The 21,490-nt window shown below is 29.8% G+C and carries 20 protein-coding genes and 6 pseudogenes; 5 read left to right on the top strand and 21 right to left on the bottom strand.

The window, feature by feature from the left end; genetic code table 11:
• The first annotated feature begins 163 nt into the window (after positions 1–163).
• A complete protein-coding gene (locus tag BDU_RS08760; protein ID WP_012539557.1) occupies positions 164–508 on the top strand; it encodes a hypothetical protein in 345 nt (114 codons plus the stop codon).
• 210 nt (positions 509–718) lie between these two features.
• Here the strand turns inward: BDU_RS08760 and BDU_RS06600 are convergent, their stop codons facing one another.
• The 12 genes and pseudogenes from BDU_RS06600 to BDU_RS06555 all read right to left on the bottom strand — a co-directional run bounded on the left by BDU_RS06600 (position 719) and on the right by BDU_RS06555 (position 12,185).
• The gene (locus BDU_RS06600; protein ID WP_012539556.1) at positions 719–1,570 is read right to left on the bottom strand and encodes a complement regulator-acquiring protein; all 852 of its coding nucleotides are present in this window, start codon (positions 1,568–1,570) and stop codon (positions 719–721) included.
• A 589-nt stretch (positions 1,571–2,159) separates the two neighbouring features.
• Positions 2,160–2,302: pseudogene (locus BDU_RS08340) on the bottom strand (variable large family protein); the annotation flags it as partial.
• A gap of 361 nt (positions 2,303–2,663) precedes the next feature.
• Complete coding sequence (locus BDU_RS06595; RefSeq protein ID WP_041177926.1) at positions 2,664–3,635, bottom strand: variable large family protein; 972 nt, start codon at positions 3,633–3,635, stop codon at positions 2,664–2,666.
• Between the two features lie 537 nt (positions 3,636–4,172).
• Positions 4,173–4,478, bottom strand: a pseudogene (locus tag BDU_RS06590) (variable large family protein); the annotation flags it as partial.
• 25 nt (positions 4,479–4,503) lie between these two features.
• A complete protein-coding gene (locus tag BDU_RS06585) occupies positions 4,504–5,472 on the bottom strand; it encodes a variable large family protein (RefSeq protein ID WP_012539554.1) in 969 nt (322 codons plus the stop codon).
• A 336-nt stretch (positions 5,473–5,808) separates the two neighbouring features.
• Positions 5,809–6,867, bottom strand: coding sequence for a variable large family protein (locus BDU_RS06580; RefSeq protein ID WP_012539553.1), 1,059 nt, complete (start codon positions 6,865–6,867; stop codon positions 5,809–5,811).
• Positions 6,868–7,051: 184 nt separating this feature from the next.
• Positions 7,052–8,080, bottom strand: coding sequence for a variable large family protein (locus BDU_RS06575; RefSeq protein WP_012539552.1), 1,029 nt, complete (start codon positions 8,078–8,080; stop codon positions 7,052–7,054).
• Between the two features lie 186 nt (positions 8,081–8,266).
• Positions 8,267–9,373 (bottom strand): variable large family protein, encoded by a 1,107-nt coding sequence (locus BDU_RS06570; protein ID WP_012539551.1) that lies wholly within the window; start codon positions 9,371–9,373, stop codon positions 8,267–8,269.
• Between the two features lie 240 nt (positions 9,374–9,613).
• A complete protein-coding gene (locus BDU_RS08335; RefSeq protein WP_158298605.1) occupies positions 9,614–9,763 on the bottom strand; it encodes a hypothetical protein in 150 nt (49 codons plus the stop codon).
• 109 nt (positions 9,764–9,872) lie between these two features.
• Positions 9,873–10,433: a Bdr family repetitive protein gene (gene bdr / locus BDU_RS08755; RefSeq protein WP_012539550.1), complete on the bottom strand. Its 561-nt coding sequence runs from the start codon at positions 10,431–10,433 to the stop codon at positions 9,873–9,875.
• A 41-nt stretch (positions 10,434–10,474) separates the two neighbouring features.
• A pseudogene (locus tag BDU_RS06560) lies at positions 10,475–11,634 on the bottom strand (phage terminase large subunit family protein).
• An 11-nt stretch (positions 11,635–11,645) separates the two neighbouring features.
• A complete protein-coding gene (locus tag BDU_RS06555) occupies positions 11,646–12,185 on the bottom strand; it encodes a DUF603 domain-containing protein (RefSeq protein ID WP_012539549.1) in 540 nt (179 codons plus the stop codon).
• A 154-nt stretch (positions 12,186–12,339) separates the two neighbouring features.
• Between BDU_RS06555 and BDU_RS07550 the strand changes: the two genes are divergently transcribed.
• Together BDU_RS07550 and BDU_RS08750 are read left to right on the top strand one after the other, a co-directional pair.
• Positions 12,340–13,032 (top strand): Mlp family lipoprotein, encoded by a 693-nt coding sequence (locus BDU_RS07550; RefSeq protein WP_012539548.1) that lies wholly within the window; start codon positions 12,340–12,342, stop codon positions 13,030–13,032.
• A gap of 162 nt (positions 13,033–13,194) precedes the next feature.
• Positions 13,195–13,320, top strand: a complete 126-nt coding sequence (locus BDU_RS08750; RefSeq protein ID WP_318250839.1) for a hypothetical protein — start codon at positions 13,195–13,197, stop codon at positions 13,318–13,320.
• Positions 13,321–13,416: 96 nt separating this feature from the next.
• Here the strand turns inward: BDU_RS08750 and BDU_RS07810 are convergent.
• From BDU_RS07810 to BDU_RS06515, 7 genes and pseudogenes are all read right to left on the bottom strand, one after another.
• A pseudogene (locus BDU_RS07810) lies at positions 13,417–14,032 on the bottom strand (variable large family protein); the annotation flags it as partial.
• A 157-nt stretch (positions 14,033–14,189) separates the two neighbouring features.
• Entirely contained in the window at positions 14,190–15,254 is a 1,065-nt protein-coding gene (locus BDU_RS06535; protein ID WP_049752316.1) for a variable large family protein, read from the bottom strand.
• 580 nt (positions 15,255–15,834) lie between these two features.
• A complete protein-coding gene (locus BDU_RS06530; RefSeq protein ID WP_012539546.1) occupies positions 15,835–16,443 on the bottom strand; it encodes a Vsp/OspC family lipoprotein in 609 nt (202 codons plus the stop codon).
• 351 nt (positions 16,444–16,794) lie between these two features.
• A complete protein-coding gene (locus BDU_RS08320) occupies positions 16,795–16,944 on the bottom strand; it encodes a hypothetical protein (RefSeq protein ID WP_158298605.1) in 150 nt (49 codons plus the stop codon).
• A 110-nt stretch (positions 16,945–17,054) separates the two neighbouring features.
• Complete coding sequence (bdr, locus tag BDU_RS06525) at positions 17,055–17,456, bottom strand: Bdr family repetitive protein (RefSeq protein ID WP_012539545.1); 402 nt, start codon at positions 17,454–17,456, stop codon at positions 17,055–17,057.
• Positions 17,457–17,536: 80 nt separating this feature from the next.
• Positions 17,537–18,696 (bottom strand): annotated as a pseudogene (locus tag BDU_RS06520) (phage terminase large subunit family protein).
• A gap of 11 nt (positions 18,697–18,707) precedes the next feature.
• A complete protein-coding gene (locus BDU_RS06515) occupies positions 18,708–19,247 on the bottom strand; it encodes a DUF603 domain-containing protein (RefSeq protein WP_012539544.1) in 540 nt (179 codons plus the stop codon).
• Positions 19,248–19,399: 152 nt separating this feature from the next.
• On the opposite strand from BDU_RS06515, the gene BDU_RS07535 reads away from it, so the two are divergent.
• Both BDU_RS07535 and BDU_RS06505 read left to right on the top strand, forming a co-directional pair.
• Positions 19,400–20,098, top strand: coding sequence for a hypothetical protein (locus BDU_RS07535; protein WP_012539543.1), 699 nt, complete (start codon positions 19,400–19,402; stop codon positions 20,096–20,098).
• Between the two features lie 244 nt (positions 20,099–20,342).
• Positions 20,343–20,774: an Mlp family lipoprotein gene (locus tag BDU_RS06505; protein ID WP_041177925.1), complete on the top strand. Its 432-nt coding sequence runs from the start codon at positions 20,343–20,345 to the stop codon at positions 20,772–20,774.
• Between the two features lie 48 nt (positions 20,775–20,822).
• Here the strand turns inward: BDU_RS06505 and BDU_RS07805 are convergent.
• Both BDU_RS07805 and BDU_RS08100 read right to left on the bottom strand, forming a co-directional pair.
• Positions 20,823–21,283 (bottom strand): annotated as a pseudogene (locus BDU_RS07805) (single-stranded DNA-binding protein).
• Positions 21,276–21,485 carry a hypothetical protein gene (locus BDU_RS08100; protein WP_041177924.1) on the bottom strand — a complete coding sequence of 70 codons (210 nt, stop codon included), beginning with the start codon at positions 21,483–21,485 and terminating at the stop codon, positions 21,276–21,278. Before BDU_RS08100 ends, BDU_RS07805 begins: the two are co-directional and overlap by 8 nt.
• Positions 21,486–21,490 lie beyond the last annotated feature (5 nt).

The raw sequence follows: 21,490 nt of genomic DNA, 5'->3' as shown, positions 1-21,490 counted from the left end.
GGGGTGGTCCAGCGGCCGCAGTGTGCTGGGAAGAAATATAGTATTGTGTTTAGTATAGATTTGGGGCCTTTTTTCTTTTAAAAGTTTACCCAAAAAAATACAAAGTTACCTAAAAAAATACAAAGTTTACAATTTTTTAAAAATAGATCTATATTTATTTAAGATGATTAGTATAAAAAAATTTTTTAAAAAAATCAAACATCAAAAAAATGATAAAATCATATTTAACAATAGTACAAATAATATAATTGAAATAAATTCTAAAGAAATTATTAATTTTTGTACAAATTACCTCTTAATATCAAATAGTACAGAACTCAAAGCAATAGGTATCTTACTTTCTTCTGGTATTCCATTATCTCAATTCACCAAAAAAAAATTTACTATCACTAATTATACACATGACACTATTACTTACACATCATCATCCAATTTACAAATCAAAAATCATACTTTGATCAACTCCACACTCATTATAAATGCTATTTATTTCCTAAAAAAAACATAAGTTTAATATTAAACGCGGGCTTAAAACTTTAAGGCTAACCGTTATTATGAAAGTAAAATTTAAATAAGCCAAAGACTCTTTTTTACAATACATATAAAATAAATTTTTTCTACCAAACTTCACCTAAAATACATTTTACAACAAAAATATAGAAAGATAGACTATTATTAATCTACCTTCCTTTGTATTTTAAATGATTATATAAATTAATTAATTGTTATCTAGAATAGATATAATCCTATTAGATACCGCCTTCATTCCAGGAATTTTAACTTTAATAAGATCTTTATATCTTTTCTCAATATGCTCTATCAATTTCTTGCTATCAGAATCAATTCCATCTGCCTTAGCTTTATAAGATGAAATAAGACTATCTACGGCTTTCCTCCAATTTAATTTCTGTAATTGAATTTCTTCAAGCTTGGACTTAATTTCTCTTAAATCAACAAGACTTAATTTATCAAGTTGCTCCCTATTCTTTTCTAATTTATTAATTATTCTCTCAAAACCAAACTGAAGATCTACTACTACAGCATTCATTATATCTTGAATCCATGTACCCTTGTTTGTATTATCCGATTCTACTTTTTTAAGAATTTCCGCAAAATCTTCTATTCTTTCTTTATTGTATAACAAAGAGGAATAAAATAATCGTCTTACTTCCTTATTATCATCATGATCTAATGTCTTACCATTAACCTCATTTAACACGAATTTAAACACTTCATCTTTCATACCATATTGATTTGCATCCTCAACTTCAGCCTTATCTTGATTCAATAATCCCATAACACTATTAATATCATTTATAAGGGCAGATATTAATTCCCCTTTCTCATCTTTTATTACAGAATCTCCTCCTACTACTTTTTTAACAGAAACTTTATCCACAAAATCTTCTTTTATTGGTTCATCACCTTGAACGTCATTTACAACATCTTGAACATTATTTACAACATCTTTTAAAAAATTGTCAGGTCTTCCTTTATTATCCAATAATTTAGAATCTAGATTACAAGACACTAACCCCAAAACTAATAACATAAATAAATTTTTTCTCACAAATATTCTCCTTCTTTAGAATTAATAATCACTATTACTAAATAGTAATGATTATTAATTAATAATATATATCACTTTATCTAAAATACAATTTTTTTTAATTAAAATTACTATTTTTTTTACATTCTTACTCTAAAATTATTTACTTATTAACCATTTCCTCTTTAACAAAAGAAATATAGTATATCTCTTTTGTTTTTTTAATTTTTCTGTTGAAGTAGATTTGTGAAGAAGAACTGACGATAAAAACTAGTCAAATAGAAATAAAATAAGATTATATGTGTTATAAATTTATATTTAGAGAAAAAGAATTTTATATAGTTTGTTAATTGATATTTTTATAATTAATACAATTTACGAATTAATAAAAACAATTAATATGATGAACCCATATTTAGGTAAGAAGCTTGGTAGTATTGTTATGTAAATAATACTTTAATGAATCATATTTTTTTGTTTCTAATTCTTAAGTATTTTAGTGTTACCCCATACCGATCACCAAAATTATAAAAAAATGTGGATTAATATCGACTATTATAATTTATTTTAATACTCTAAGATTAATATTAATTGATAATAAGTACTCTGCTAAATTCTTAAAATGATTTCCTACGTCTTCTTTCTTTGTAGTGTATTCACATTAAATCCCAAAGCACCTGACATTAACTCAACAAATAAGTAAAAAACATTTTCTGCACTTATTCCTACTTCCAGTAATATTTCACTTAAACTTCAAACCTATCCTGCGCTTCTCCTTTCATGTCTCCTAGTATACTTTTTACATTATAATCACAAATATAAATGACTGTCATCCCATTCTTTCAAATGACTAATGTATTTAATAAAGATAAAAGCTTATTTTTTATAATGAATTATCTTTGTTTGTACAATTTTATACAATAAACTGAATATTTTTAACTAGAACATTTAAAGTATTTCTTTTATTTATTTTTTTTTCTTAAGTAAAGAAGCTAAGGAGCTTTAAATTAATAAAAATAAAAGGAAAACAACTTTCCTAAACCAAGAAAAAAGTGTTTTCCTTTAATAACTTTATTATTTTGTTTACTTATTTTTTTAACTTTTATTTATTTCCTTACTCATTTGTTTCTGTTGATACATCTCCTTGATTCACTGACGCTAATGCCTCATTTATTGTTTTTAACCCACTATCAACAGTACTTCTTATTGCTATTACTAGAGTACTTAATGCCTTATTTACTGCACTCGATGCTGCATCTTTAACTATAGTCACAGCATCATTAGCAGCATCGTTACCAGCAAATTTACCACCCTTTGCCATAGCTCTTAAAGCTAAAGCTCCTGCTACAACCCCATCTTTAGCAGAAGTTACAGCAGCAACATTATTATAAGCAGAATTATTATTAGCTAAAGCAGTAGCTTTACCACTAGAAATAGCTTTTAATATATCAGCACCAGTTATGGCTCCTACGGCTTTTGCTGCATCTGTTGCCGCTTCTTTTGCATTAGCAGCAGCTGCACCAGCTTTATCATTACCAAATAAATTACCTGCATCATCACTATTATGAGCTCTTGAAGTAGAACCATCTTTAGCTTTTTTATCAGTACCAGCATCAGGATTTCCTTCTTTTAGGTCTAATACATCTATAATAGTCTTCATTCCCTTTATTAATTTATCAACCTCACCAACAGCACCTCCACCATCAGAAGTAACCATATTACCAAGTAACTCAGCACCTTCAGCAATATTTGAAACTTCTTTAGCGCCTTCTGTTATTTTATCTAATTTATCTGTAATAAATTTATCAACAACTGTTTTAATTTTTTCATATTTCCCATTCTTCTCTAAAATTTCTCTTAGCTTTACTTTAATAGCTTGCATACTCTTCTCAATATCACTAAAATACTTCCCTATATCACTTTTTTTAGTATCAGCTTTAATACCAATAACATCACTAACCATATCTCCAAAATTCACAAATACATCCAAAAATCCTTTCCCTAAATTTGCTATATCACTCAAAAACACTTTCTCTGGATCTTTTACTCCTCCACTATTACATCCCATCACTACCATCATCACCATCACCAATACTATTCCCTTTACTCTTTACATCCTTCCCTTCCTACTCTCCTCTTCCTTCCTCAATTCTTCCTTCCCTTTTATTCCTTTTATTCCTTCTACATTCATTTTCTTAGCCTCCTTGTTTTATTCTTTTTTTATAGCTTTTCTATTGAGGCAAAAAAATAAAACGAATACAACTATGAATGACAAATGACAATTCAAAAAAATATCTAAATAAAACTGATGATTTCTTTTATTATAAATTTAAAAATACAAAATCTCTAGAATTTACTTCTATACATTTTTAAATATAAAATCATCCATTGCAAGATTAACTACTGAAAGATTACAATACTTAATTATTAAATACTAGTTGTTAAAAAAAACTCCAAAAACAATAATACATATTAAAATATCTCACTTAAATAAGATTCTACGCTTGTTTTCATACAATAAATTTAATACTTGAAACTAGAATATCTAGCAACATAAGACTCACAAAAGGAAAATAACTCCCCCTTGACTAAAGAGAAGTGTTTTCCTTAAATAATTTTATTTAATCGTTCCATCTTTCGTGTTAGCAATATTATCATTATTGACCGCATTATTAGCAGCTAATTTAGCAGCATCACCTGCATCTTTAACAATAGCTTGTAATATGTTAGATCCAGTCACTGCACCAACTGCTTTTGCTGCATCAGCTGCGGCTTTTTTATCATCACCAGCAGCACTACCAGTAAGAAACAATTTTCCTGCACCATCAGCATTATTTGCAGCTCTTGCACTAAAATCCTCAGCCTTGTTACTATCTCCTGCCTCAGGATCTCCTTTCCCTTTAAGTACTATATCAACAATCCCTTTAATTAGTCTTAGCTTTAGCTTCAAAACCCTATCCTTGCTTAATCTCTCCTAATACCTTATTTATCTCTTTTAATCCTTCATCCACTCTATTCCTTATTGCTATTGTTAAAGTAGACAATACCTTGCTAACAGCATTAGATGATACACCCTTAGCTCCTTCTGCTTCTGTTTTATTAGCAGCATCATCTTTTACAATAAACTTACCATTCTTTGCCATTGCTCTTAATGCTATACCAGCTGACATTACTGCGTCTTTCTTTGCTGCTGCATCTAAATCAGTAGTTTCAGTGGAATCACCATTAGCCATTGCAAGTCCCGCTGCATCTTTTGCTGCACTTGCCTTCCCAACAGCCACATTACCACTAGACTTAGCTATAGCTTGAAGAATATCAACGCCACTCACTGCTCCTATAGATGCACTTGCCGCTGCTATATGTTTCTCTTCTGCTCCACTGCCAGTCTTATCACCAAATAGTTTACCTATTTTTTTCTTATCGTCATCAAGAGATTTAGTTACATCTTTTAGTCCATCACCCTCGTTTGGTTTTAACACTACATCTACTATAGTCTTTATTCCCTTAACTAAATTTATTACACTAGTTGCTTCTGCCCCTTTACTAGCATCAGCAGCTTTTTCTATATCTCCTAAATTACCACTAGCATCTTTAATACCACTAGCTGCTTCCTTTGCTCCTTCTGCTACTTTATCCAATATACCATTAATAAACTGCTCAACTACTTCTTTCACCTTTGAATAGTCACCATTCTCTGCCACTACAGCGTTTAATTTACTTTTTACTGAATTCATAGTCTTCTCAATATCACTAAAATACTTCCCTATCTCACTTTTTTTAGTCTCTGCCTTTATCCCCAACGTCCCTGTAATCATATCGCCAAAACTCACAAACACTTCCATAAATCCTTTCCCTAAATTTACCATCTCACTCAAAAACACTTTCTCTGGATCCTTCACTCCCCCACTATTACATCCCATCATATATCTACTACTCTATTTCCCATCTATTAATTTTGAATTAATTAAGTGAAATATTAAGAGCTTAGTTTTCTTAGTATCAATAATTCCTATTGACTACAGATACACTTTTTGTTTATTTATTCATCGTTTACACATTTTTGGATAAACTATTAAGTCTTCGTAAGATTAGTAATAATTGCTTATTAAGCAAGCCCCAACTTATAATAATTATTCACATATGACCACAAGATGTTATTTTAAAAACACAAAAAGGAAACCATCTCTCCTGCATCAATAAAAGATAGTTTTCCTTATGTTCATAAATTTTTATTTAGACCTAACTTGCTATTTAGCTATTTATTTAGTAGCATCAGACTGACTAGCATCAGTTATATCAGTCTTAGAGTATTTTATTCCCTTCACTGCTTCTCTTACTTTATCTAAATTGCTACTTACTGTTTTTCTAATTATTACATCAAGTATTCCTAGTACCTTATTTACTGCACTCACAACCGCTGCTTTAACTGTTTCAGCATCTGCATTATTAGCACTAAATTTACCATCCTTAGTCATAGCCTTCAGAGCTACTGCTGCGACTAGATCGGCATTACTCTTTGCTCCAGCCTGCGCAATAGTGCCAACAGTCAACGCTCCAACTTCATTAGTAGTATTATTAACAAGTTGAGAACCAGTCTTAGCATTCTTTATCTTATCAATCATTGCCCATGGATCGGCCTTTGATACCTCACCTGCTAATTTTGCAGCAGCTCCTTGACCAGCAGCAGCAGTCTTTGCAATAGCTTCTACCGCATTATTAGCACCACTTTCCACAGCATTACCAGAATCCCCTTTTACAATATCTACTCCAGACTTCTCTGCTGCATCAATAACATTTTTCACTTCTGCAATTACAATATCAACACTATCCTTATCAGCAGCAACAGCAGCAGCATTATCACTAGCACCAGCAGCAATATCAATATTACCAACAACACCAGCAATTTTGGTTAGAGCAACAATCAATTTATCAAAAACATCATTTGCTCCTTTAATTGCACCCTTCACAAATTCAATTGTATCTCCATCAGCATTCTTAGCTTCAGATATTTTAACTTTTAACTCGTTTAACTTATTCTTAGTTGTTGTAAGTCCTTCTCCTACTTTCTTAAAATGTTCTCCGACTTTACTTCTATTATCTCCCACTTTAACTACATTAAACCCTAATACATCTCCAACAGCACTCCCAAACCCAGCAAAAATCTCCTGAAACCCCTCTCCGATCGCAACTAATGACTCTAAAAAACTATTCTTCTTTGCTAAGTCTACCTTACCCTCTACTCCTCCTACTCCTCCACTATTACATCCCATCATTATTACCACTCTTACTTTCCCCTCTCCTTTTTTCTCTTTCTTCATTCTTCTAGCCCCCTTGTTTTTTTATTATTTTTTTTCTAGCTTATCTTTAAATAACAGAAGCAAAAAAATATGATTTATAAAATACACAGACACTGCAAATAAAAAAAAGAGAGCTTTATTGCTCCCTCTACTATATTTCTACTCTAATAATTCTAACTATATTCAATATATACCAATTAACCTATTAATTAACCTTAACTTCAGAACCTTCCCCTTGCTTAATCTCTCCTAATACTTTATTTATCTCTTTTAATCCCAAATTTACTGTATTCCTGATTGCTATTGTCAATGTACTCAATACCTTACTTACTGCACTTGCCACTGCTCCATTTACTGCATGAACAGATTTCTCTTCAGCCTTAGCCGCAAATTTACCACCCTTTGACATTCCTCTCAATGCTATGCCTGCTCCAATAATCGCATCCTTTTGCACTTTAACTTCATCAAGAGTCTTTTGGTCTTCTTTTTTGGCAGCAGCAACTTCAGCAGCATTCTTTGCTGTCTGAATAGTAGGTTCACCAGAAGCCCCAGCAGAAACAGCAATAGCTTGTAATATATCAGCGCCACTTACTGCTCCTATTGATGCACTTGCCGCTGCCGCATCTGTTTCTGTACCATCATTATTTTTACCACCAAATAACTTACCAATCGTTTTTTGCTGATCATCTTTGGTTTTAGTAGCTTCTGGATTACCCTCATCTTTCTTTAACACTACTCCAACTATCTCTTTAATTCCTTTAACTAGTGCATTTACACTTGTAGCATCTGCTGGTGCTGCATCCTGTCCAGCAGTAGGAGCACCGCCAATAGCATCATCACCAGTAGCCCCTTTAGCAGCTTCTTTTGCCCCTTCTGCAATCTTATCTAATATCCCAGTAATAAACTGCTCAACAACCGTTTTAACTTTTTCATAATTACCATTCTTCGCAACTTCTGTTTGCAATTTATTTTTAACAGATTCCATTGTTGCTGCAATATCAGTAAAATACTTCCCTATATCACTTTTCTTTGTTTCCGCTTTTATCCCCAACGTCCCTGTAATCATATCGCCAAAACCCACAAAAACATCTAAAAATCCTTTCCCTAAATTTACCATCTCACTCAAAAATACTTTCTCTGGATCTCTACCACCACTATTACATCCCATCATCACCATCATCATCACCATCACTATTATTACTCTTATTTTCCCCTCTTCTTTTTTTACTTGCATCCTACTTTTCCCTATAAAAACTAATAATCAACAAACAAATGAATAATGAAAAATAAATGATAACAAAATAATAGATATTTATTTGACATAATAAAAAAAAAGATACTAAGAATCTAAATCTTAGTATCTTACCGTTATAATTTTATTTATCTTATTTTATTATTTAGTCATATCACTACTATTAGACTATTGGTTTTTAGCACCAGAAGCATCCTTATCAGACACAACAGAAATAGCATTAGAATTAATTTTCATAGCATCCTTAACATTCTTAAGCCCCAAGTCTATTGTTTTTCTTATTGCCATTGTCAATGTATCTAACGCTTTAGTTACTGCACTTACTGCTGCTCCCTTAACCGCAGCTGAAACATCAACTTTAGCGGCATCACTAGGACCAGAAAATTTACCATTCTTAGCCATTGCTCGCAATACAATAGCACCTGCTATAGTTGCATCTTTAGCATTAGCTGCAGCAGCTATATTAGCAACAGCATCAGTATTTTTAGCTAACTTAGCAGCATTGCCTCCAACACCTATAGAAATAGCTTTTAATATGTCAGCACCGGTTACTGCCCCAACAGCCTTTGCTGCATCTTTCGCTGCTTTAGCTGCATCCCCAGCACCACCTGAATTATCACTAGCAAATAATTTACCTGCATCACCATCAGCACCACCAGCAGCAGCTCTAGCAGCACCTGCACTACCATCAGCATCTTTAACAGGACCTTTAACATCCCCTGCATCAGAATTTCCTTCTTTAAGTATCACTTCTACTATATTTTTAATTCCCTTTATTATATTATCAACTTCAGTACCAACAGCACCAGCATTCTGATCAGCAACATTACCAATTAATTCACTACCTTCTACTCCTATCGCCTCACTCGCTGTCTTTGCTCCTTCTATTATCTTATCTAGTTTACTCTCAACCAATGCTTTAACTGAACTCTCAGTAGCCTCAGCATTCGGATTCTTTTCTTCCTTCATCTCACTAACAATTTTATTAAGTCCATCCTTTATCCCTTGCACAGTACCCGCCACTGTCTTAAAATATTTCCCTACATCCGATTTCTTACTCTCAACACTCAACCCCAATACACTCCCTACCATATCCCCAAATGAAGTGAAAACATTCAAAAATTCATTACTTACATTAACTAAAGATTGCAAAAACTTATTCTTTCCTTGCTCTGCTTCCACCACACCACTATTACATCCCATCATCATCACTATCATCATCACCATTAATATCAATACTCTTACTTTCCCCTCTCCTTTTTTCTCTTTATTCATTCTTCTAGCCTCCTTATTTTTTATTTTTTTCTAGCTTATCTTTAAATGCAAAAACAAATAAATGAAGCTTTATATAACAAACACAATACCACAAATAAAAAAAGAGAGCTTTATTGCTCCCTTTACTAATACTTTTCTTTTTATCATTAGTTAAACTATATTCCAATATAAACATATTAATTCAGATATTAATTATCCTTAGCTCCAACTCCTTATCCTTCCTTAATCTCTCCCAATACCTTATTTATCTCTTTTCAAATCAGTACTATAAACAATCTCTAAGGTGATTCCATTGTGCAGGACGTCTTCTGCATCATTATTTATATAATTCCTAAAAAATATTGAATGTTTATATAATTCATAAGAATTGATTTTAGAATTGTGTTTCATTTTACCCCCAACCTATCAACCTTATTCAATATACAATAAATAATTATAAAAAATTGCAAAAAAAATTAAACTTATTCTTTACATAAAAGAAATATTTACTTATTTAAATCTACTTTATAAACAATGCATATAGCATAGATATTAATGCTAGAAATATTCCTACATTAATGGTAATAATGGTTCCAAACATCCAAGCATGTAATTTAAATGTTCCTTTAACATCTGATGCAAATTTATCTATCTTAGTATCAAGTTCCATTTTGTTCACTTCCATATCTTTTCTTACAAGAGAAATATCTGACTTTAATTCGTCCCTTACTTTGTCGATTTTGTTATCAAGTTCTTTAATATCTGATTTTAAGTTATTTTCAATAATATCTATTTTGTTATCAAGTTCTGTAAATTTAGTATCTATCTTAATATTTAAATTATTCTCTACGGTATCAATCTTAGTATCAAGTTCTCTAATCTCAGCCTTTAAACCACGCTCTAATATTTCCAGTTTAAGGTTAAAATTACTTTCTAAATATTGAAGATCTTTAGTAGTAAGCTCATTTTTATAATATCTATAAGATAAATCGTCTGCAATCTCTCTATTAATACCTGCTTTTACAAGCTCATTTAATACCATCTGCCTAGTAATTACAGGTTCCATTTGCATATACTCCATAAAGAATCTCCTTATATAATTATTATACAATAATTTATAAGCTAAATGAAAGTAAATTTAGTAAAATGTCGACTTCTATCACGATAATTTAAAGACATAATTAAATATGAAGCTGATAATGCATCAAGAGCATCATCATGACTTTTACCATCTCCATTATATGAATAAATATCACGAAATACAGAACGACTACTATAATCTAATAAATGCATCTTGTTATAAGTAAATGGTGTTAATAAAGAAACAATCCTTGCGTGTTTATTTGTTTTGGGTCTTGTTGGTGCAATTCTAAAGTAATTTTCCATATTGTCTCGAAGTCTAACATATTCACGTGTCAAAGCCCCAAATCCTTTAATATCATCTCTATCTTCAATATAAAGAGTATTAACATTAAATTCCCCATTATTACCTTTATTGTATTCATAACATATGGACCAACAGCTGGTTTTTGATCTTGAAATATAAATGCATAATACTTATCCGACACCTTCTCTAAAACACAAAGAGCAGTATTATATCCACCACTACTATATGCAGGATCTAAATAAGCTATAGGACTTTTAAATTCATAGTCTTTAATAAGATTAATATTGCTAAATATAGCATCATTATTTGCAACCCATTCTCCTAGTAGTACACTGGCTTTATATGTTGGAAAGTCTTTATAAATTTCTTCTTGGGTCTTTATAAATTCCTTTGAAATTGTCTCATTATCATATGTTATAAAATTATATATAACCTTACTTTATCACTACCATATAAATTAATTCTTAAAGAATCGATTTCAAAATATGACGTATTTGAATATTTGGGAACAAAAGGTATTTTAAGCATATTAGTAAGCTTTTCAAATTGACCTGTAACATTAATTTCTAATGCTTTCTGTGAGTTGCCTAATATAAAATTATTGATATATTTACCATAAAAATGCCTATTTTTTAAGTAAAGTTTTTAAGAATAAATAACAAGCCAAAAATGTTTTACCACCTGCAATCCCACCTGATAAAATAACTTCGTTTTGATTATTCTTTTCAATATCACGTAACACTTTACGTTGTTTTTTAGTCAACAACTTATTTTCAAAACTTTTAAAATCAACAACTACTGGTTTTGGTTTAATAAAAGACGCAATATCAATCCCAAATTTACGCTTATATTCCCTTTGCATAGACTTAAAAAGAGGTAGATCATATATATTCATAAAATAATCCTTTAAATTTTAAATTTAACTTGTGATTCAAAATCAGTTGCTTTTAATTTAAGCATAGCTTGATAATACAACTCCATTTTTTTAAGTTCTTTTGCTCGTTTAACTTCGTCAAGTTCACATAGCTTATTATTAAGATCTTGATCGTCTTCATTATTAATTCCTCCTTTCAGTCTTTCAATTTTGCTCTCTAATACCTTTATTTCGTTATTGTATGATTTAAATTCCAAATCTAAATAACTATTAAATGAAGCAATAAATTCTAATCCCAATCTATTTCTAGACATATGAAGCTGGCTTCTAATACTACCTGATTGTGCATTATGCTCTGATGCACAAATTAACACATTATTTAGAGTTTCTTCACTAATTGTTACTTTTGGATGTTCTTCTAAATTATTGCTTTCTCTAGACTCCCATCTACGCCTCATTTTACATACATTAGCACGATTTACACCCATCTCTTTACTAATTTGTGCATCACTAAGCTTTCCTCCATTAAAATACACAATATAATCATCAAATGATTTCTTTACTTTATTCATATCTCTTCAACCTTCTAAATTAACAAAAATCAATTCAGCTTAACATAAACTCTATAACAAAATAATAATTTTACAAAATCAAATAAAAAAAGACTATAAACATATACTCAAATAAAAATATAATGTATAATCCGTAGAACGAGGAGAATATTTTATGAATAAAAATAAAGGTATATTAATACTTTGCATTATATTATTTTTGTATGGTTGCAATTCAAATAAAAACCCAGTTAAAGTAAAGGGCGAAACTTCCCGAGTTACTAGATCTATAGATCAACATGATTCACAAAACACTTTAACTACTGAAGAAAAAAATAGATTTGAATCACTACAATATGCAATGAATACGGAAATAGAAGCTCATGAACAAACTTTAAAACGTAGAAAAACAAATCCCTCAGAACCCCTAAGCGAGCTGTCTGCAGGTATTATAAAAACATACAAAAGATTTATTAAATGGATTTCAGATGACTCAAATATAGAAAAACAAAGAGAGTTAAGTGACGCTTTTAAGAATGTATATAATTTTTTAGAACAAAAAAGAGAAAAACTTGCAAGTAAGCAGCATCCAGATATGAAACGATATATACAGGGTGCTTTTTATGATATTCAAGATAATGAATATAAAAAAAAACACCAATACGACCCTAATTTATATGGTGGTCCAAAAAATAAAAAATATAATCGTGTAAGAGAATTTTTTCATTCTATTAGATTAAACACAGTTGACATATACTATATAAATAACGACACTAGCAATGAAACAATATTGAAAAAAATGAAAGAAGAACTTCAAAATAAAGAAAGTGATACATATAAAGATTCATTGGCACTGTGGACAGACTAAAAATTAGTAACAAAATAAATTGTTAATCAAAAATAAGTAAACATTTAGCAACTACGATTTTGTAGTTGCTAACTATATAATAATCAAAGTAATTCATACAACACAACAATAATCGCTGTATATTTAAAATCAAAATATATATTAAAAATAAGGGGATTTTAAATGAAAATAATTAATTTTACTTTGATTTTATTACTATTAATGAATAGTTGTGAACAAGATAATAACATAAATAAAGCAATTAAAAGTAGAAATAAAAGAAACTTAAAACAACAAGTAGAAGCATAAAAAACACTTAAAGAAGTATTAAGAGAAAAGTTAAATGATAATCAAAAACAGGGTCTAGATTTTTTAAAATAAGCTTTGAGTAATGAATCTGAAATCAATAATATCAGCTCCACTTACTGCTCCTATTGACGCACTCGCTGCTGCTGCTACTGTCTCACCAGCATTATACTGTTTTTCAAATAATCCACCGATTGTCTTTTGTTGTTCTCCACCAGTTTTAGTGAAACCTGGATTTCCTTCATTATCTTTTAATACAACTCCAACAATTACCTTTATTCCTTTGACTAAAACATTTATTGCCTCCTTGCTAGCAGCAACTGCAGATTCATTTTTAACAGCATTCCCAACAGCATCTCCACCCAGTAGCACCACTAGCTGCATCCTTCGCTCCTTCTTCGATCTTACTTATCTTCCCAATAAATTCCTCTACCTTTTCTTTCACTTTAGGATAATTCCCATTCTATTCCAAAATCTTACTTAACTTCCCTTTTACTTCCTTCATTGTCTCTGCAATCTTACTAAAATACCCACCAATCTCACTTTTCTTTGTTTCCGCCTTTATCCCCCCAATGTCCCTGTAATCATATCGCCAAAACTTCATAAATACATCTAAAAATCCTCTCCCTAAATTTACCATCTCACTCAAAAACACTTTCTCTGGATCTCTACCCCCACTATTACATCCCATCACCATCACCACCACCAGCACCATTATTACCTTTACTATTCTTCTCACTCTCTTCTCCTTTCCTCTCTCTACTCAAACACTATATAAAATAAAAGATACTAAAAGCTTAACTCTCAGTATCTCTCCCTTACAACTTTATTTATCTTTTTCTACTCTTTAGTTATATAAATAATAAACCTGACTATTGATTTTGCCCACCAGAATCACTCTGCTCAGATGCCAAAGGAGTATCATTATTAATTTTCATTACGTTTTTTACTTCCTTAAGTCCCAAATCTATTGTTTTTCTTATTGCTACTGTTAATGTGTCTAATGCCTTAGTTACCGCACTTATTGCTGCTCCTTTAACTGCAGAAGTAATAACTCCTTCATTATCAGCAGCACTAGCATTAGCAAATTTACCACCTTTTGTCATTGCTCTCAATGCTATAGCTCCTGCTATAGTGCCATCTTTAGCTTTAGCCTTAGTAGCATTAGTAGCTGCATTAGAACCATTTTTAACTATAGCTTGTAATATATCAGCACCGGTTACTGCTCCAACTGCTTTTGCTGCATCAGCCGCTACTTTCTTAGCCTTGTCAGCAGAATCACCAGCATTATCTGAAGCAAACAATTTACCTGCTTCATTATCACCAGCAGCAGTTCTTTCAGTCTTACCATCTTCAGCTTTATTAGCATCCCCAGCCTCTGCATTTCCATCCCTAATTACTACATTTACAATACTCTTAATCCCCTTGACTAGACTATCAATTTCAAACCCAGCAACTCCTGCACCACCACCAGCAGCAGCAGGAGCTATATTACCAATTGGATCACCAGCATTACCAATTGCCTCACTTGCTACCTTTGCTCCCTCTATTATCTTATCAAGTGTATTCTCAACCAATGTTTTCACGGCAGTAGCAGTAGCCTCAGCATTTGGATTCTTTTCTTTCTTCATCTCACTAACAATTTTATTAAGTCCTGTTTTAACTCCCTCTACTGTACCCTGTACTGTCTTAAAATAATTCCCAACATCTGACTTCTTAGAATCCGCCTTCAATCCCAACACACTCCCTACCATTTCCCCAAATGATGTGAAAACATTCAAAAATTCATTACTTACATTAACTAATGACTGCAAATATTTATTCTTCCCTTCCTCTACTCCTCCTACTCCTCCACTATTACATCCCATCACTACCACAAACATCCTCATTATTATTCCTTTTACTACTCTTCTTACTCTCATCTTCCCTCCTCTCATTATCTCTCCTCTCTTTTCTCTATATCCTTCTATTTCACCTTTTATTTTTCCTTCTTTCATCTTCTTAGCCTCCTTGTTTTACTTATTTATTTTTTTTTATTTTTTCTTGTCTCTTCAGAAATTCACAAAAAACAAAAATTAATAAATAACGTTTCATAAAAATATTTATATAAAAATAAAAATTAACGTTTTACTTTGTTATCAATACGAAAACACAAAATTTTTAGTATTGAATTGTTTACATTTATAATATGTAATTATCTTTACAAGGTTATACATATAAAAAATAAGTTTTAACTTTTATTACGGAATACTTTGGCCATTTAAAAAAAATTAAACACAATCATCTATATTTTAATAACAATATAACATTAAATCTTATACAATAAACTGAATATTTTTCACTAGAATATTTTAATAAAACCAAAAATAATAAAATTAATCATATAAAACAATATATCTCTATTTAACACACTATAAAATAAAAGACACCAAGAAATTACTCCCAGTATCTTTATCTCTATTAACTTTATTTATTTTCTTCAAGATATTATTCTTGAATATCTTGGTATTTACATATTCAGTTATTTGACACAGCAGACTTAACCGTAAGTTCTCCTATTGATGCTTCTATTGCATCTATAGCAAGCTTTAACAATGCATCGATCGCCGTATTAAGCTTAATCAATTCAGCAACTCCTTTATCACCATCCGTTTTACCAATTCTATCTATAGCTTTCTTTGTATCATCATCAGAAGCATCTTTTTTACCAAGTTCAGCATTACCACTTTTCAACTTATCCAAGAATGCCTTACCTTCTGTTTCAACAGCAACAATCTTTCCTTTCAATTCATCAGAAATGTTATCTGTTGTTTCTAATCCTTTTAACTTAGTGTTTACAGCTGATATCACACTATGCACTCCTGCAATTAACGATCCATTTTGACCAGCTTCATCAGCAAGACTACCATTAGCATCAATCTTTTTGCCTATAGCTTTAGCCAACTCATCAACCGACTTAACTAAAACATGCACTTCCTTTACTTTCCCTGCAAACTCCACCGCATCCTTTATCCTTTTACTTACTCCCTTTAAATCTATTACACTCCCATCTCCCTTCTTTACTTGTCCCTCTTCTCCTCCTTCCTTTATTCCTCCTCCACTATTACATCCCATCATCACCATCATTATTATTACTCTTATTTTCCCCTCTACTTTTTTCTCTATCTCACTCTCTCTATTCCTCTCTTCCCTTTTATTTCTCCTTCTTTTACTTCTCTCTTCATTTTCTTCCCCTCCTTATTTTTTCTTTCTTTTTAGTTTTCTTACTAGCTTATTTATTAAGAATTAAAAGCAAAAAAATATGACTTATATAACACATACAATACTGCAAATAAAAAAAGAGAGCTTTATTGCTCCCTTTACTAATACTTTTCTTTTTATCATTAGTTAAACTATATTCCAATATAAACATATTAATTCAGATATTAATTATCCTTAGCTCCAACTCCTTATCCTTCCTTAATCTCTCCCAATACCTTATTTATCTCTTTTCAAATCAGTACTATAAACAATCTCTAAGGTGATTCCATTGTGCAGGACGTCTTCTGCATCATTATTTATATAATTCCTGAAAAATATTGAATGTTTGTATAATTCATAAGAATTGATTTTAGAATTGTGTTTCATTTTACCCCCAACCTATCAACCTTATTCAATATACAATAAATAATTATAAAAAATTGCAAAAAAAAATTAAACTTATTCTTTACATAAAAGAAATATTTACTTATTTAAATCTACTTTATAAACAATGCATATAGCATAGATATTAATGCTAGAAATATTCCTACATTAATGGTAATAATGGTTCCAAACATCCAAGCATGTAATTTTAATGTTCCTTTAACCTCTGATGAAAATTTATCTATCTTAGTATCAAGTTCCATTTTGTTCACTTCCATATCTTTTCTTACAAGAGAAATATCTGACTTTAATTCGTCCCTTACTTTGTCGATTTTGTTATCAAGTTCTTTAATATCAGCCTTTAAACCACGCTCTAATATTTCCAGTTTAAGGTTAAAATTACTTTCTAAATATTGAAGATCTTTAGTAGTAAGCTCATTTTTATAATATCTATAAGATAAATCGTCTGCAATCTCTCTATTAATACCCGCTTTTACAAGCTCATTTAATACCATCTGCCTAGTAATTACAGGTTACATTTGCATATACTCCATAAAGAATCTCCTTATATAATTATTATACAATAATTTATAAGCTAAATGAAAGTAAATTTAGTAAAATGTCGACTTCTATCACGATAATTTAAAGACATAATTAAATATGAAGCTGATAATGCATCAAGAGCATCATCATGACTTTTACCATCTCCATTATATGAATAAATATCACGAAATACAGAACGACTACTATAATCTAATAAATGCATCTTGTTATAAGTAAATGGTGTTAATAAAGAAACAATCCTTGCGTGTTTATTTGTTTTGGGTCTTGTTGGTGCAATTCTAAAGTAATTTTCCATATTGTCTCGAAGTCTAACATATTCACGTGTCAAAGCCCCAAATCCTTTAATATCATCTCTATCTTCAATATAAAGAGTATTAACATTAAATTCCCCATTATTACCTTTATTGTATTCATAACATATGGACCAACAGCTGGTTTTTGATCTTGAAATATAAATGCATAATACTTATCCGACACCTTCTCTAAAACACAAAGAGCAGTATTATATCCACCACTACTATATGCAGGATCTAAATAAGCTATAGGACTTTTAAATTCATAGTCTTTAATAAGATTAATATTGCTAAATATAGCATCATTATTTGCAACCCATTTTCCTAGTAGTACACTGGTTTTATATGTTGGAAAGTCTTTATAAATTTCTTCTTGGGTCTTTATAAATTCCTTTGAAATTGTCTCATTATCATATGTTATAAAATTATATATAACCTTACTTTATCACTACCATATAAATTAATTCTTAAAGAATTGATTTCAAAATATGACGTATTTGAATATTTGGGAACAAAAGGTATTTTAAGCATATTAGTAAGCTTTTCAAATTGACCTGTAACATTAATTTCTAATGCTTTCTGTGAGTTGCCTAATATAAAATTATTGATATATTTACCATAAAAATGCCTATTTTTTAAGTAAAGTTTTTAAGAATAAATAACAAGCCAAAAATGTTTTACCACCTGCAATCCCACCTGATAAAATAACTTCGTTTTGATTATTCTTTTCAATATCACGTAACACTTTACGTTGTTTTTTAGTCAACAACTTATTTTCAAAACTTTTAAAATCAACAACTACTGGTTTTGGTTTAATAAAAAACGCAATATCAATCCCAAATTTACGCTTATATTCCCTTTGCATAGACTTAAAAAGAGGTAGATCATATATATTCATAAAATAATCCTTTAAATTTTAAATTTAACTTGTGATTCAAAATCAGTTGCTTTTAATTTAAGCATAGCTTGATAATACAACTCCATTTTTTTAAGTTCTTTTGCTCGTTTAACTTCGTCAAGTTCACATAGATTATTATTAAGATCTTGCTCGTCTTCATTATCAATTCCTTCTCTCAGTCTTTCAATTTTGCTCTCTAATACCTTTATTTCGTTATTGTATGATTTAAATTCCAAATCTAAATAACTATTAAATGAAGCAATAAATTCTAATCCCAATCTATTTCTAGACATATGAAGCTGGCTTCTAATACTACCTGATTGTGCATTATGCTCTGATGCACAAATTAACACATTATTTAGAGTTTCTTCACTAATTGTTACTTTTGGATGTTCTTCTAAATTATTGCTTTCTCTAGACTCCCATCTACGCCTCATTTTACATACATTAGCACGATTTACACCCATCTCTTTACTAATTTGTGCATCACTAAGCTTTCCTCCATTAAAATACACAATATAATCATCAAATGATTTCTTTACTTTATTCATATCTCTTCAACCTTCTAAATTAACAAAAATCAATTCAGCTTAACATAAACTCTATAACAAAATAATAATTTTACAAAATCAACGAAAAAAGCTTACAAGTATATATCCAAAGAAAAATATAATGTATTATTGAAAATAAAGGAGAATATCATATGAATAAAAATATAAATATTCTAATGCTTTTTATCACGTTATTTTTATATGGTCGCAATGAAGATAAAAATCTAGATAAACTTAATAATGAATCTGATAAAACACCTATAAACATTACTCCCACTAATCCACTAAAATCTATTTTAACTTCTAAAGAAAAAAATATATTCGATGTATTAATATACGCACTTGATACGGAAAAAGAAAGGATCCTACTAGAGATCGAAAATATAGAAAAACATAGGAGAGACGACAAAGACTATTATGAAATGAATCAAGAATCGAAAAATAAAGTGAACAAATACACAAAATTTCGAACTTGGATTTTAGATAATACACGCAAGCAAGAACAAAAAGAATTAAGTAATGCCTTTAGTTATACATATAATTTTATAGAAAATAAACGAAAAAAACTTGCAAGTAATAAGCATCAAAATACTAAAGAATATATACAAGGTGCTTATTATCAATATCAAAATGATGAATATAAAAAGGAACATACATACAACGAGGACTTATATGGTAACAGTTGTACTAGGGGTACTAGTTGTATCGAGATGCTTTTCTTTTATATTTTACATATAAGCATGATTCCGAAAGAATACTACGATACTAATGAAGAAATTTTCAAAAAAATGAAACACGTACTTCAAAATAAACATGACTATCAATATCTATTTGAACTATGGAAATATTAAAAATTAGTAACAAAATAAACTGTTAATCAAAAATAAATAAACATTTAACAACTACGATTTAGTAGTTGCTAATCAAATAATAATCAAAGTAATTTATACAACATAACAATCGCTATATATTTTCATTAAACATACTTATTATCGAATAATTAATATAAACGCTATATTTTATTATAATATGCAAATAATGATTTATATTGTTGACTATAAATAAACATTCATTAAATCAAAAAAGGAGATATTGATGAATAAACTCAATATATTATTTTTAATAATTATTTTATTTTTAAACAATTGCAAACAATCTAGTTCCAATACAAAAAATGAAGAAGACAAACATAAAAAGGATTTAACTGAAGAACAGTTAAAAGAAAAACAAAAAAATCAAGAAACGCTTTTAAAAGAAAAATTAAGTGACGATCAAAAAAAAGCATTAGAATTTTTCAAAGAAGCTCTAAATAATGAATCTACTTTTAATGAATTTTTAAAAATAGACATATCTAAGATAAAGCCTATCCTTGATCACATACACAATGAAATTACACCATGTGCAAATGATAAGGCTGAAGCAAAAAACACATTCAAAACAACAATAAATCAATATTTCAATAATCAAATTGATAACGATAAATTAAATAAATTTCAAGATCTGGTAAAAAGTATGTGCAACATCTAATATATTCAATCTATAAGTAAAAAAAGTAAATAGTATTTAAATATAAATTTAAGAAATAAAATATACAAGTATTTTGATCAAAGTAAAAGGCAAAATAAAAGGATTAAATTCACAAGCAGAATCAGGAACAGGAAGAGGAACAGGAAGAGGAATATCAACTTTAGGATTATAATGCTTACTATCTGCACCAAACAATCTCAGTTGATCTACAAAAATAATGCTTTTAATTTTATCAACTCCACTATGTTTATCCTTATAATACTCATGTCTCATAGATCCATGAACAACAACTTGCTTACCTTTACTAAGAAAATGAATAAGAGTTTTTGCTCGCCTACCAAATAATACACAATTAAAAATTGTGCATTATCTCTCCACTCACCTTCTCTTTTGACTTTAATATTATTAGCTATAGAAAAATTTAGTATAGCTAAATTTGTACTACTATAAGATAAAAGTGAATCTTTAACTAAGCGTCCTGATAATGTGATGTTATTAATGTCAGACATCAAAACCCCCATCATCATAAAGCCTACGTCTGATCTCCATTCTTTGGAGATCACAATACAAGTTACCTAAATATTCATTGTATTCTTTTGTTGTATTATAGTCATAAACATATTCTTTAATAATATTTCTTAAACACTTACATATAAATTTTAACACACGATATAAAATTATTAAAATAAAGATTATTACATGTATAATCATCTGCT

The organism is Borrelia duttonii Ly (assembly GCF_000019685.1).
Lineage (GTDB): Bacteria > Spirochaetota > Spirochaetia > Borreliales > Borreliaceae > Borrelia > Borrelia duttonii.
Note: the sequence above shows the minus strand (reverse complement) of the source record. Positions and strands in the feature narration are given on the sequence as shown.